The organism is Rhodococcus sp. GQ147, assembly GCF_059759155.1.
This window is the reverse complement of the sequence record NZ_JCAXDU010000007.1, coordinates 13,483-26,177: the sequence shown is the minus strand read 5'-3', so window position 1 is coordinate 26,177 and position 12,695 is coordinate 13,483. Positions and strand designations below refer to the sequence as shown.

Here is a 12,695-nt window from a genome sequence, read left to right as displayed (position 1 = left end):
CGGGTGCGACAATCACGGCTGACTCCGACCGGTTCGACGACGCCTCCGTTCCTCACCGGATCTCGCGGTACCGCCGTCGCGGTGATCGCGTCGCTCGTCTCCGCGGGTGTGCTCATCGCGATCCTCGTCAGAAGCGAACTCATCGACTTCCTGGTCTACCGGATGGGCGCGCGGGTCCTGCTCGACGGCGCCGACATCTACGGGCAGATGCCTCCGGTGACCGATGACTTCGCGTTGCCGTTCACCTACCCGCCGCTGTCGGCGATGCTCTTCGCTCCCCTGGCGCTGATCCCCGTGACGTTCGGCAAGATCGTCTTCACCCTCGTCTCGGTCGCCGCGCTCGTCGTCACCCTACGGGTCGTGCTGGACCGGCTCCGTCCGGACTTCGAGGCGCGGACGGCGTGGATCGTCACCGCGGTCGCCGTCGCCGGAGCACTGTTGCTCGAACCCGTGCGTGAGACGATCTCGTTCGGGCAGATCAACCTCGTCCTGATGGCGCTCGTCGCCCTCGACGTCCTGGTGAAGACCCCGAAGTGGCCGCGCGGAATGCTGATCGGACTGGCCGCCGCCGTCAAGCTCACGCCCATCGCGTTCCTGCTGCTGTTCCTGCTGCGGCGCGACCGGCGGACCAGTGCCATCATCATCGCGTCGACCTTCGGGTTCACCGCCCTCGCATTCGCTGTGATGCCCGCGACCTCCGCGAAGTACTGGCTGGACACCCTGCCCGACACCGGCCGGATCGGCGCGGCGTACTTCGCCACCAACCAGTCCTTCAAGGCCGTGATCTCCCGCTTCGGGCCGCCCGAACTCATGGCTTCCGTGCTGTGGCTGCTGGCCGTCGCGGTGATGCTGCTGGTCGCGGTGGTGGCCATCCGCCGTGCCCTCGAGCAGGGCGATCTCGTGCTCGCCCTGTTGGCGAACGCGACGGCCGTGCTGCTGGCGTCGCCGGTGTCGTGGTCGCACCACTGGGTGTGGGTCGCGCCGGCACTGCTGGCCCTCGCACTAGCGGCGGGGCGCGCAACCGATGCGCAGAGACTCACCGCGATCGCCGTCGGCGTCACGCTCGTTTTCCTGATCGGCCCGCACCACCTGTTCCCCACGGGAGGCGATCTCGAACTCGGCTGGGCCGCATGGCAGCACCTGCTCGGCACGCTCTACGTCACGGCCGGATTCGGATTCCTGCTCTGGCTCGCCTTCGGTCGGCGGACCGATCCGGACTCCGCCTCGCCGAAACAACTGCCGAACGCGGAGACCGCGAGTTGATCGTGTAGACGGTGCGCCGGTTGTCGGGCATCCGGGTTGTTGTTCGCGAAAGGCCGACGAGAACCCGGAAAGAACGTAATAGTGAGAGGATGTCGCCGCCGCACAGGACGGTCGACAACTCGATTACGAGAAAGCCCATCAACTGCATCCGAGGGGAGAACACCGTGACCGATGTTTCGTCGCAGGGCCCGGCCCGGAGAGACGACCGACGTGTGTTGACGAACCGCCAGGGCCATCCCGTATACGACAACCAGAATCAGAGGACGGTGGGCCCACGCGGACCCGCGACGCTGGAGAACTATCAGTTCCTCGAAAAGATCAGCCATTTCGATCGAGAACGCATTCCGGAAAGAGTGGTGCACGCGCGCGGTTTCGTCGCCTACGGATATTTCGAAGCCACCGGGAAATGGGGCGATGAACCCAACACGAACTACACGCGCGCAAAACTCTTCGCCGAGCCGGGGAAGCGGACCGACGTCGCCATCCGGCTCTCCACGGTCATCGGTGGACGCGACTCATCGGAAACCGCCCGCGATCCGCGAGGTTTCGCGGTCAAGTTCTACACCGAGGACGGTAACTGGGATCTTGTCGGAAACAACCTCGCGGTCTTCTTCATTCGCGACGCGATCAAGTTCCCCGACGTCATCCATTCGCTGAAGCCCGACCCCGTCACTTTCCGGCAGGAACCCGCACGCATCTTCGACTTCATGTCGCAGACCCCCGAAGCAATGCACATGCTGGTGAATCTGTTCAGTCCCCGGGGCATTCCGGCCAACTACCGGACTCAACAGGGCTTCGGGGTCAACACCTACAAGTGGGTCAACGCCGAGGGCGTGACACACCTCGTGAAATACCATTGGATTCCGAAGATCGGTGTCAAGAGCCTGACCGAGGACGACGCGGCGGCCATTCAGGCGCACGATCTCGGGCATGCCAGCAAGGACATGTACGAGGCCATCGAGCGCGGTGACCATCCCGAATGGGAACTGCGCGTACAGATGATGAGCGACGACGACCATCCAGAGTTGAACTTCGACCCCCTGGACGACACGAAGGTCTGGCCGGAGAACGAATTCCCCGCCATGCCGGTCGGCAGGATGGTGATCGACCGCAACGTCGAGAACCACTTCCTCGAGAACGAACAGATCTCCTTCGGCACCGGCGTCCTCGTCGACGGACTCGACTTTTCCGACGACAAGATGCTCGTAGGACGCACGTTCTCCTATTCCGACACGCAGCGTTACCGGGTGGGTCCCAATTACCTGCAACTTCCGGTCAACTCGGCGAAGAACGCCCACGTGGCCACCAATCAGCAGGGCGGACCGATGGCATACGGCGTCGACGATGTCGGCGACAACCCGCACGTGAACTACGAACCGTCCATCACCGGCGGTCTGCGCGAGGCCGAGTTCCCGACCCACGACGATCAGGGGCCGGAGATCCGGGGTCGTCTGACGCGCAAACGCATTCCGCGTACCAACGACTACGAGCAGGCCGGTCAGCGCTACCAGCTCATGGAGCAGTGGGAGAAGGACGACCTGGTGAAGAACCTCGTCGACGGTATCGGTCAGGCCGTCCGCGACGTGCAGGAGCGGATGGTGTGGCACTTCTTCATGTGCGACGACGAGCTCGGACAACGCGTCGGCGACGGACTCGGTATCAGTGCCGACGACGTACGGGATCTACCTCCGTTGCGGAGCCAGACCCTCGACGAGGACGAACTGCAACGCGCAGCGAATCTCGGCAAGAACGATCCCCGTGATGTGACCGGATTACAGATGACGCATTGCGTGCCCAACGAGCGCGAGGTCCACGCGTCCTCGTAGCGTCCGTCCGTCTCGGCCCGGTGGGCAGTCACTTGTCGAAGTGGCTGCCCACCGGTCGTTCTCCGGAACCGTTCTCAGGCAGTGACGTCGACGACCACCCGGCCGCGCACCTTGCCCGCGAGGATCTCCTCGGCTAGTCGCGGGACGTCCGAGAGCGGTTCGACCCGCGACAGCGAATCCAGGGTGCTCGCAGGCAGATCGCGGGCGAGACGATCCCATGCCGACCGACGCAGCGGAGCCGGCGCCATCACCGAGTCGACGCCCAGCAAGGCGACGCCGCGCAGGATGTGCGGCATCACCGTGGCATCGGGCATCGACGGCGACTCCGTGAGACCGCACGCGGCGACGGCACCGCCGTAGCGGATCTGCGACAGCACGTTCACGAGCGTCGAACCGCCCACCGCGTCCACCGCGGCATCCCAGCGTTCCTTGCCCAGGGGCCGGCCCTTGCCCTGCAGTTCGGCGCGGTCGACGAACGACGACGCACCGAGTTCGCTCAGGAAGTCGTGGGTCTCGGGACGGCCGGTCGCGGCGACGACCGTGTGTCCCGCGGCAGCGGCGAGGGCGACGGCGATCGACCCGACGCCACCGGCCGCGCCGGTGACGAGCAGTTCCGCGTCCGATGCGATCCCGTACCGCTCGAGCGCGTCGAGGCACAGGGCGGACGTGTAGCCGGCGGTGCCGATGGCCATGGCGTCGCGGGTGGAGAAGGCGTCGGGGATGCGCACGAGCCATTCGGGCTTCACACGCTGGCGCCGGGTGTACCCGCCAGACTGGGTCTCGGACAGACCCCAGCCGTTGACGACGACGCGGTCGCCCGGCTTCCAGTCGGGATTGCTGCTCTCGAGGACGGTCCCGGCGAGATCGGCTCCGGCGACCAGCGGGGTGCGTCGCGCCATCTTCTGCGGTCCCGCGACCACGAGACCATCCTTGTAGTTCAGCGAGGAGTACTCGACCTCGACGAGGACGTCGTGGTCGGGAAGGTCGGTGTCGGTCAGTTCGCGGAACTGTGCCACCTGGCCGTCGTCGGTGTCGTCGACGACCAGGGCACGGAAGGAGGACTGCTGTGTCATGGATCCGATCCTGACAGGCCGTCCTCCTCCCTGCAGCCTAAAGAGGTCAGGCCGCGTGGGCGCGGAACCGTCGCAGTCGCAGGCTGTTGGAGACCACGAAGACCGACGAGAACGCCATCGCGGCACCGGCGAGCATCGGGTTCAGCAGGCCCGCGGCCGCCAGCGGCAGTGCCGCGACGTTGTATGCGAACGCCCAGAACAGGTTGCCCTTGATCGTCGTCAGCGTCCGGCGCGACAACCGGATGGCGTCGACCGCGACCATGAGGTCGCCGCGGACCAACGTCAGGTCGCTCGCCTCGATCGCGACGTCGGTGCCCGTGCCCATCGCCAGGCCCAGGTCGGCGCGGGCGAGCGCCGCGGCGTCGTTGACACCGTCGCCGACCATCGCGACCACCGCGCCTTCGCGCTGGAGTCGCTCGACCACGTCGACCTTGTCGGTGGGCAGCACGTCGGCGATCACGTCGGCCTCGTCGATGCCGACCTCGGCCGCCACGGTGTGCGCGACGGCGGCGTTGTCGCCGGTGAGCAGGATCGGACGCAGGCCGAGTTCCCGCATTTCGGCGACGGCCTTCGCGGAGGTCGGCTTGACTGCGTCCGCCACGACGACGATGCCGCGGGCCTTTCCGTTCCAGCCGACGGCGATGGCCGTGCCACCGGACTTCTGGGCCTGCTCGAACGCCTGCTGCAGCTTCTCGGAGAGGTGCTGCGACCAGTCGGCCAGCAGCTTCGGGCGTCCCACCAGCACCGCGCGGCTGGTGTCGCCCTCGACGAGCACTCCCTGGACACCGAGACCCTCGACGTTCGTGAAGTCCTCGACCTGGGGCAGGCCGCCGAACCTGTCCGCAGCAGCATCGCTGACGGCACGTGCGATCGGGTGTTCCGACGCCGACTCGAGTGCCCCGGCGTACCGCAGCACCTCGTCGGCGTTCTCACCGTCGTCGGCGACGACCTCGCGCAGGGTCATCCGGCCGGTGGTGACCGTGCCGGTCTTGTCGAGAACCACGGTGTCGACCGAGCGGGTCGATTCGAGGACCTCGGGGCCCTTGATGAGGATGCCGAGCTGAGCGCCGCGACCGGTACCGACCATCAGCGCGGTCGGGGTGGCCAGGCCGAGGGCGCAGGGGCAGGCGATGATCAGCACGGCGACCGCCGCGGTGAAGGCCGCCGCGGGCCCGTTGCCGGTGCCGAGCCAGAAACCGAGGGTGCCGGCCGCGATCAGCAGGACGATCGGCACGAAGATGCCGGAGATCCGGTCGGCCAGACGCTGCACCTGGGCCTTGCCGTTCTGGGCGTCCTCCACCAGCTTCGCCATCTGCGCGAGCTGGGTGTCGGAGCCCACGCGGGTCGCGCGCACCACAAGTCGTCCACCGACGTCGACCGTTCCGCCGACGACACTGTCGCCCACACCGACCTCGACGGGAACCGATTCACCGGTCAGCATCGACGCGTCGACCGCCGACGTGCCCCGTTCGATCACACCGTCGGTGGCGATCTTCTCGCCCGGGCGCACGACGAACAGATCTCCGACCGCCAACTGCTCCAACGGAATTCGGGTCTCGGTGGTCCCGTCCGGTCCGAGGACCGCGACGTCCTTGGCTCCGAGTTCGAGCAGGGCACGCAAGGCGGCGCCGGCACGTCGCTTCGACCGTTGCTCGAAGTAGCGCCCGGCGAGGATGAACGTCGTGACACCGGCCGCGGCCTCGAGATAGATGTTGCCGCTGCCGTCGCCCCGCGCGATGGTGAACTCGAACGGGTGGACCATCCCCGGTTCACCCGCCGTTCCCCAGAACAGGGCGTAGACCGACCACCCTAGGGCGGCAAGGGTTCCCAGCGACACGAGCGTGTCCATGGTGGACGTGCCATGACGCAGGTTGATCCACGCCGCCCGGTGGAAGGGCCAGGCACCCCACACCACGACCGGCGCGGCGAGGGTGAGCGAAAGCCACTGCCAGTTGGTGAACTGCAGGGCCGGGATCATCGCCATCGCGATCACCGGCACCGTCAGGATCGCCGAAACGACGAGCCTGTGACGAAGCGGCGCAACGGGATCGGATTCGGGCACGTCACCGGTCCGGCCGGTCGCCTGCGCGGACGGCGGCGGCAGTGCGGCGCCGTAGCCGGCCTGCTCGACGACCGTGACGAGATCCTCGGGTGTCACGTCGTCGGGGTAGCTGACCTTCGCCTTCTCCGTGGCGTAGTTGACGGTCGCGGTGACGCCGTCGAGCTTGTTGAGCTTGCGCTCGATGCGATTGGCGCAGGATGCGCAGGTCATGCCGGTGATGGCGAGCTCGATCGATTCGGCGGCGACCGGCTGACTCTGCGTGGTCATGTGCGTCTCCTCGGAAGAATGGGCCGTCAGCGGCCGGAATGGCTGTGGTCACCGTGTGGGCCGGACCCCGGCTGCACCTCGCCGGTGCCTCCGGCGGTGAGGGTGAAGGCCGCGGTGCGAACCACTCCGTCGTGCTGGAAGTCGAGATAGAGGTGATAGGTGCCGGCACTCGGGACGGAGGTGTGGAAGACGACCTCGGGACCGGGTCGTGTGGTGCCGTCGCCGGGTGTCCCGTCCGGGTGGACGTGCAGATAGGCGAGGTCGCCGCCGCGCAGTGCCACCAGGTGTCCGTAGGCACCGAGATAGGGCTGCAGGTCGGTGAGCGGCCGTCCGTCCTTGCTCACCGTGAGGGTGAGCATCGCGTCGCTGCCCGACGACAGGTCGCCGTCGAGGGTGACCTCGTAGTCGTCGACGGTTGCGGTGCGGTTGTCGGCCTGCGGTGCGGCAGGAACGAATTCGCCTGCCACCGCGAGGTCGGTGCCCAACGTGAGCGGCTCTCCCCCGGTGGGTGTGAAGTCGGTGAAGACCCGCCACGTGCCGGGCGTGAGGTCGACGTCGACGGACCAGATGCCGGTGTTCTCGTCGAGCACGGGATGGACGTGCTGGAATCCGGTGAAGTCGCGGCGCACGGCGATCAGGTGCAGCTCTTTGTCGTGGGTGACGTCGAAGTCGGTCACCGGCGCGCCGCCGGGACCGTTGATCGCGAATGTCAGGTTCCTGTCCTCGCCCGACTCGAGGTCGGTCTCGGCGAGTGCGAGGGCATAACCGCTCCGGTACGTCATCAGACCTCCCGGGATCTCCTCCACAGCAGGTGTTTCGGCGGCGCTGCCGGTGACGGTGCCATTACCGTGACCGGCGTCGTGGGCGCTCGCGGTCGGATCCTCGGTCTGCTCTTCCACCGGGCCGACGGCCGCGCCGACGAGCAACGCGATACCGAAGACAGCGGCTACGGCGGTGACGAAGCCGGTGAGCTTGGCCGGGGTGTTCATGCGAGGCTGTAGCCGGCCTCCTCGACGGCGGCCGCGACGGCGGCATCGTCGAGGGACTCGGCGCTCGTGACGGTGACGGCACCGGTGGCCAGATCGACCGCGACGTTCTCGACGCCCGGGATCTCCTGGACCTCTTCGGTGACCGACGCGACGCAGTGCTCGCAGGTCATGCCGGTGACGGTGTAGGTGCTGGTCCGGCTCATGGAAACTCCTCGGATACGGGTCTGGACGATCAGGAACGGACGAGTCGCGCGATGGCGTCGCCGGCTTCCTTCAACTTGAGGTCGGCCTCGTCGCCGCCGGCGCGCACGGCACCGGCCACGCAGTGCGCCATGTGCTCGTCGAGCAGACCGAGCGCGACGGCCTCGAGTGCCTTCTTCATCGCCGCGATCTGCGTGAGGATGTCGATGCAGTACTTCTCTTCCTCGACCATCCGCTGCAGGCCGCGGGCCTGCCCCTCGATGCGACGCAGTCGCTTGAGGTAGTCGGCCTTGGTGTTGTTGGCGATATAGCTGTGCTGATGCGCGTCGTCGTGTGCGACGGCATCGGTGTGCACGGTCTCGCTCGGGGTATTCGGCATCGGAATCGTCCTTGTCGCGTCGGTCGTCCTGCCAGATACCATACCCCCCTAGGGTATGCGCGGCAACCAACAGACTGCGCAGGCTATTTGCGCAGGTAGAGGCGCATGACATCGTGATGGCTGCAAGAGTGCCCATCATCCCTCGAAAATGCGGGGCCGCTCCGAAGAGGTTCCGTAGCCGGTGGACGACATGCCCGAGCGCCTCACGAGGCGATCGAGCGCCTCGTAGCCGATTCGTCGCGGGACGTCACGGCACGTGCATCATCTTCCCGGCGAGGGTGAACAGCCGGCGGGAGAGCCGGATGACAGGGATACCCAGTGGGATCAGCAGGATCGTCACGCACAACACCGCACCCAGGAGCATCACCACGGCGGCGACGATCCCCAGAACGGTGCCGAGCAGGGCGGTGAGAAGTCCGAGCACGACATTCAGTAGGCCACTCAGAGCACGCATGACGACCTCCTACCCCCACCTCCCAATATGCGCCGGCCGCGGGCGTTCACTTCCTCCAGAACAGGTGATGCACCACCCCACTCGCGCTCGGCACGACCTCGAGGTGGAAACGGTCCCGTAGCTCGTCCGGGGATTCCCAGAGCTTCAGACCGGTGCCGTACCGCACCGGCGACACCACGACGTGCATGGTGTCGACCAGATCTGCGTCGAGGAACTCGCGGATGATGGAGACGCCGCCTCCGAGGCGAACGTCCTTGCCCTGCGCCGCGACGCGGGCCTGTTCGAGCACCGCAGCCGGTTCGCCGTTCACGAAGTGGAAGGTGGTGTCGGAGAGGGTGAAGGACGGACGTTCGTGATGGGTCAGCACGAACACCGGGGTGTGGAACGGCGGCTCGTCACCCCACCAGCCCTGCCACTCGTGGTCCTCCCACGCACCGCGCTGAGGACCGAACTTGTTGCGTCCCATGATCTCCGCACCGATACTGCAGGAGAAGTCCCGGATGAAGTAGTCGTCGAGCCCGCGGCTCCCGCCGGGTTCGGTGCGCAGGTGCCAACTCGCCGTGGCGCCGGCCCACTCGAACATCGGACCCGGATCCAGACCGAAGGGACTCTCGAAGCTCTGGTCCTCCCTCGCGCCGATACCGTCGCTCGACACCGAAAAGTTCTGTACTCGCAGCAACTGGGCCACTCTCTTCTCCTCACATCCCGATCGATCGGTACGAAGAGGAAGACCCCGGGGACCACGCGAAGTCATCGGCCGCTACCCGGATCACGGGGACGGTTCCGGCGCCGTCCGGGCGAGGAGCACGAGAGCGACTGCACCGACCGCAGTGACGACCAGGGCGACCGGGGCCAGACGGTCGACACCGGAACCGACCACCACGCCCCCGAGAGCGGCACCGGCGGCGACACCGAGGTTGAAGGTCGCGACCACGACCCCGCCGGCGGTCGTGCGAAATCGCGCGGATGCCAGTCGGAGGACCCGGACCTGCATCGCGGGCGGGAACACCCCGGAGACGAGTCCCCACAGCACGATTACGAGTACGAACAACACCGGCACGGTCGGCGCGACAGCCACGATGACGAACGCCATGAGCAGGACGAGGACCGTGGCGGGAACGGTTGCTCTCGGCCAGCGATCCGACAGCCATCCCGAGACGGTGACACCGACAGCGCCGGCCGCTCCGAACACCGCCAGGACGATCGCCAGCGATCCGGATCCGAACCGGGCCGCGTCGGTGACGATCATCGAGATGTAGGTGAACACCATGAAATGTCCCAGGAGCACCAGTGTTCCTGCCAGGGCCGTGCCCGTCGACGAGATCGCGCTGCGGTCCCAGCCCGAGCCCGAGGTGCGCTCGTCCGCCCCGAAGCTCCCATCACTCCCGGTGGTCCTCCCGGGGTCGGTGAGGATCAGTGCCAGGGCGATCGCGGTGACGGCCAGGACCGCCGATGCCCCACCGAAGACGCCGCGCCAGCCCACGACGTCGACCAGTGCCGCTCCGATCGGAATACCCACCAGTCCCGCGACGGCCGGACCCGCGAGCACGATCGCCAAGGCTCTCCCGATCCGGTCGGGGTGCACGATCTCGGAGACGTACACGACGATCACCGCCCAGAACACACCGTGCGCGGCCGCGGAGGCGATCCGGCCGGCGAGGGTGATCTCGAAGGTGGGGGCGAGCGATGTCGCCAGCACCGCGGCCGCCACCACGGTGAGCGCGGTTGGGAGCAACCGGGTGCGGCGGACGTTCCGCGTGACCCGGACGAGCGGCATGCTGGTCACGGCGATCGTGAGCGCCCACGCGGTGACCAGACCTCCCACGACGGCAGGTTCGACGCCCAGGCCACGTCCGATCTGCGGAAGGAGTCCGGACGGGAGCATCTCCACGGTCACCGTCGCGAAGGTCGAGAAGGACAGGGCGATCAGCGTCGCCCAGGGAAGTGCGTGATCGGTCGAAGATGCGTTCGACATCGTCGTCGCCGTGGGAATTCTCGCCGGTTCACGTGCGTCGGTATCGGTCATGGCACCATGCTGAACGTTGACATCGGTGTCAAGGTCAAGCCCGAAACGGGGAGAGTCATGCGAATCGGCGAGCTGTCCCGGCGAACCGGCCTCAGCACCCGGATGCTGCGGTACTACGAACAGGAAGGCCTGATCCATCCGAAGCGGGGTGCGAACGGTTACCGCGACTACACCGACCATGACGTCGCACGCGCGAAACTGATCCGCGACCTCGTCACCTCGGGCGTACCCACACGCTTGGTCGCGATCGTCCTCGAGCAGCGCGATGACCGGGAAGGCACGTGGACGAGCAAGTGCGACAGGGATTTCGCCGCTCGTCTCGTCGACGAGATCGAGGATCTCGACGGCCGGATCGCCTGCCTGACGCGTAGTCGTGATGCCCTCGGCGAGTTGCTGCGCCTCACCCTGGCGCAGGTGGGGTCACGCGAGGCGAGCGTCTGAACGCGGGGTCTTTCCGAGGTTCGACGACAGCCGTCCGGCCCGCTGACACCGCGCGTGCCGACTGGTATTTTCGGGTCCAGTGATCAGCACCGTGTATCCGTGAGACAGATGTCCCGCGCCATCCGCGAACCGCGCCTGCAGGCGGCGGGGATTCCGTGTGCCCCGAGAGGGAACCCGCGTCAGGGTTTCCCGGTCCCGTGGTGCATCGGAATCGACTCTCGGAGTTCACATGTTCACCCCATCGCTTCACTCGTCCCCGTCGCCGACCGTTCATCGATCCGACCTCCGGGGCGACTGCAGCCGTTGCTTCGCACTGTGTTGTACGGCTTTCGGTTTCACGAGGTCTTCGGATTTCGCCGAGGACAAGCCCGCTGGGTCGCCGTGCCGGCACCTCGATGCGTCCTTCGCGTGCACCATCCATGACACGTTGCCGTCCCGCGGTTTCCGCGGGTGCACGGTCTTCGACTGTTTCGGTGCGGGACAGGCGGTCTCCCAGTGGTTGTTCGCCGGCGCGAGTTGGCGGGACCGACCCGACACCCGTGACCGGATGTTCTCGGCGTTCGCCGTCGTGAAAGAACTGCACGAGATGATGTGGCATCTGCTCGAAGCCCAGCAACGCACCTACGATCCGGAACTCGCGGACGACGCGCGGGAGCTCGTCGCCTCCCTTGCCTCCCTGACCCGAAGGAGCGTGGACGAACTCGAGTCCCTCGAGATCGACGGGATACGCGCATCCGTTCGACCGGTCCTGCTGGAGGTCAGTGCGGAGGTGCGGGCTTCGTACTTCGCGGACGACGGACAAATGAATCCGGATCTGGTCCCGGGCGCCGATCTCGTCGGCACCGACCTGCGCGGCCGCCGGTTGTGCGGCGCCGACCTGCGGAATGCACTGCTCATCGGCGCCGACCTCCGAGGATGCGACCTCGCGGGAGCGGACCTGCTCGGCGCGGACCTCCGCGGCGCGCGGGTGGAGGACGCCGATCTGTCCCTCGCTCTGTATCTCACGGGCCCGCAACTCGCCGCCGCGCACGGCAATCGACGCACCCGGGTGCCCGCGGGCGTGCCGATACCGCGGAGTTGGTCGGGTGAGTAGCCGGATCGGGACGGGCGCGGCACCATGAACCACATGCCCGTCTCCGAACTGCTCCGTCTCGGCACCGCGCGACCGATCATCCGTTGGGGAACTCCCGTCCTCCACACACCGACCCGGGCGGTCACCGATTTCGGTGCCGAGTTCCAGGAACTTCTCGCTGACATGTTCGCGACGAACACCGCTGCGGAGGGAGCCGGTCTGGCCGCTCCGCAGATCGGTGTCGACCTCGCCGTGTTCGTCTACGACTGCACGGACGAGACCGGGGCCCGCCGCACAGGTGTCGTCTGCAATCCGACGGTCGAACTTCCGGAGGGGCCGGATCGGCGCCTCGTCGAATACGGGGAAGGATGTCTCTCCCTCCCCGGTGCCTACGCCGAGGTTGCCCGACCGGAGTTCTCGACGTGCCGAGGACAGGATCAATACGGCGACCCGATCGAGATCACCGCGGGTGGAACTCTCGGCCGGTGCTTCCAGCACGAGACCGACCACATTCACGGCATCGTGTTCGGCGACCGGCTCTCGGCGCGCAGGCGCAAGCAACTCCACCGCGACCACGAGGCGGTTGCCGAACGATACCGGAGCGACTGGCCGGCCTAGAAGAACGAGAACGAGAAGGACGTG

General features: G+C 67.1%; 13 protein-coding genes. 5 read left to right on the top strand and 8 right to left on the bottom strand.

The features are described 5' to 3' along the window. Positions 1-3 precede the first annotated feature (3 nt). Together AC6CID_RS10155 and AC6CID_RS10150 are read left to right on the top strand one after the other, a co-directional pair. Positions 4-1,263, top strand: coding sequence for a glycosyltransferase 87 family protein (locus tag AC6CID_RS10155; RefSeq protein ID WP_450151210.1), 1,260 nt, complete (start codon positions 4-6; stop codon positions 1,261-1,263). Positions 1,264-1,427: 164 nt separating this feature from the next. Further along, positions 1,428-3,089 carry a catalase gene (locus AC6CID_RS10150; RefSeq protein ID WP_498353912.1) on the top strand — a complete coding sequence of 554 codons (1,662 nt, stop codon included), beginning with the start codon at positions 1,428-1,430 and terminating at the stop codon, positions 3,087-3,089. Between the two features lie 74 nt (positions 3,090-3,163). Here AC6CID_RS10150 and AC6CID_RS10145 read toward each other — a convergent pair whose 3' ends face one another. The 8 genes from AC6CID_RS10145 to AC6CID_RS10110 form a co-directional block, all read right to left on the bottom strand. After that, a complete protein-coding gene (locus AC6CID_RS10145; protein WP_019290439.1) occupies positions 3,164-4,162 on the bottom strand; it encodes an MDR family oxidoreductase in 999 nt (332 codons plus the stop codon). A 46-nt stretch (positions 4,163-4,208) separates the two neighbouring features. Further along, complete coding sequence (locus AC6CID_RS10140) at positions 4,209-6,491, bottom strand: heavy metal translocating P-type ATPase (protein ID WP_498353911.1); 2,283 nt, start codon at positions 6,489-6,491, stop codon at positions 4,209-4,211. A gap of 26 nt (positions 6,492-6,517) precedes the next feature. Further along, the gene (locus AC6CID_RS10135; protein WP_498353910.1) at positions 6,518-7,480 is read right to left on the bottom strand and encodes a DUF8832 domain-containing protein; all 963 of its coding nucleotides are present in this window, start codon (positions 7,478-7,480) and stop codon (positions 6,518-6,520) included. Further along, positions 7,477-7,683, bottom strand: coding sequence for a heavy-metal-associated domain-containing protein (locus AC6CID_RS10130; protein WP_039584454.1), 207 nt, complete (start codon positions 7,681-7,683; stop codon positions 7,477-7,479). Before AC6CID_RS10130 ends, AC6CID_RS10135 begins: the two co-directional genes overlap by 4 nt. A gap of 29 nt (positions 7,684-7,712) precedes the next feature. Continuing rightward, entirely contained in the window at positions 7,713-8,060 is a 348-nt protein-coding gene (locus tag AC6CID_RS10125) for a metal-sensitive transcriptional regulator (RefSeq protein WP_033098102.1), read from the bottom strand. 247 nt (positions 8,061-8,307) lie between these two features. Further along, on the bottom strand, positions 8,308-8,514 hold the full coding sequence (locus AC6CID_RS10120) for a hypothetical protein (RefSeq protein WP_033098101.1): 207 nt from the start codon (positions 8,512-8,514) through the stop codon (positions 8,308-8,310). A gap of 46 nt (positions 8,515-8,560) precedes the next feature. After that, on the bottom strand, positions 8,561-9,202 hold the full coding sequence (locus AC6CID_RS10115) for a dihydrofolate reductase family protein (RefSeq protein ID WP_498353909.1): 642 nt from the start codon (positions 9,200-9,202) through the stop codon (positions 8,561-8,563). A gap of 81 nt (positions 9,203-9,283) precedes the next feature. Further along, entirely contained in the window at positions 9,284-10,540 is a 1,257-nt protein-coding gene (locus tag AC6CID_RS10110) for an MFS transporter (protein WP_157741770.1), read from the bottom strand. 57 nt (positions 10,541-10,597) lie between these two features. Here AC6CID_RS10110 and AC6CID_RS10105 point away from each other — a divergent pair, with 57 nt between their 5' ends. The 3 genes from AC6CID_RS10105 to def all read left to right on the top strand — a co-directional run bounded on the left by AC6CID_RS10105 (position 10,598) and on the right by def (position 12,671). Continuing rightward, the gene (locus AC6CID_RS10105) at positions 10,598-10,981 is read left to right on the top strand and encodes a MerR family transcriptional regulator (protein ID WP_094980956.1); all 384 of its coding nucleotides are present in this window, start codon (positions 10,598-10,600) and stop codon (positions 10,979-10,981) included. A gap of 427 nt (positions 10,982-11,408) precedes the next feature. Further along, positions 11,409-12,074: a pentapeptide repeat-containing protein gene (locus AC6CID_RS10100; protein ID WP_094979643.1), complete on the top strand. Its 666-nt coding sequence runs from the start codon at positions 11,409-11,411 to the stop codon at positions 12,072-12,074. 33 nt (positions 12,075-12,107) lie between these two features. Continuing rightward, positions 12,108-12,671 carry a peptide deformylase gene (gene def / locus AC6CID_RS10095; protein ID WP_094980957.1) on the top strand — a complete coding sequence of 188 codons (564 nt, stop codon included), beginning with the start codon at positions 12,108-12,110 and terminating at the stop codon, positions 12,669-12,671. The last annotated feature ends 24 nt before the right edge of the window (positions 12,672-12,695 follow it).

Coding starts and splice junctions, on each gene's coding strand:
- AC6CID_RS10145 (WP_019290439.1), bottom strand. CDS start 4,162: ATGACACAGCAGTCCTCCTTCCGTGCCCTGGTCGTCGACGACACCGAC.
- AC6CID_RS10140 (WP_498353911.1), bottom strand. CDS start 6,491: ATGACCACGCAGAGTCAGCCGGTCGCCGCCGAATCGATCGAGCTCGCC.
- AC6CID_RS10135 (WP_498353910.1), bottom strand. CDS start 7,480: ATGAACACCCCGGCCAAGCTCACCGGCTTCGTCACCGCCGTAGCCGCT.
- AC6CID_RS10130 (WP_039584454.1), bottom strand. CDS start 7,683: ATGAGCCGGACCAGCACCTACACCGTCACCGGCATGACCTGCGAGCAC.
- AC6CID_RS10125 (WP_033098102.1), bottom strand. CDS start 8,060: ATGCCGAATACCCCGAGCGAGACCGTGCACACCGATGCCGTCGCACAC.
- AC6CID_RS10120 (WP_033098101.1), bottom strand. CDS start 8,514: ATGCGTGCTCTGAGTGGCCTACTGAATGTCGTGCTCGGACTTCTCACC.
- AC6CID_RS10110 (WP_157741770.1), bottom strand. CDS start 10,540: ATGACCGATACCGACGCACGTGAACCGGCGAGAATTCCCACGGCGACG.
- AC6CID_RS10105 (WP_094980956.1), top strand. CDS start 10,598: ATGCGAATCGGCGAGCTGTCCCGGCGAACCGGCCTCAGCACCCGGATG.
- def (WP_094980957.1), top strand. CDS start 12,108: ATGCCCGTCTCCGAACTGCTCCGTCTCGGCACCGCGCGACCGATCATC.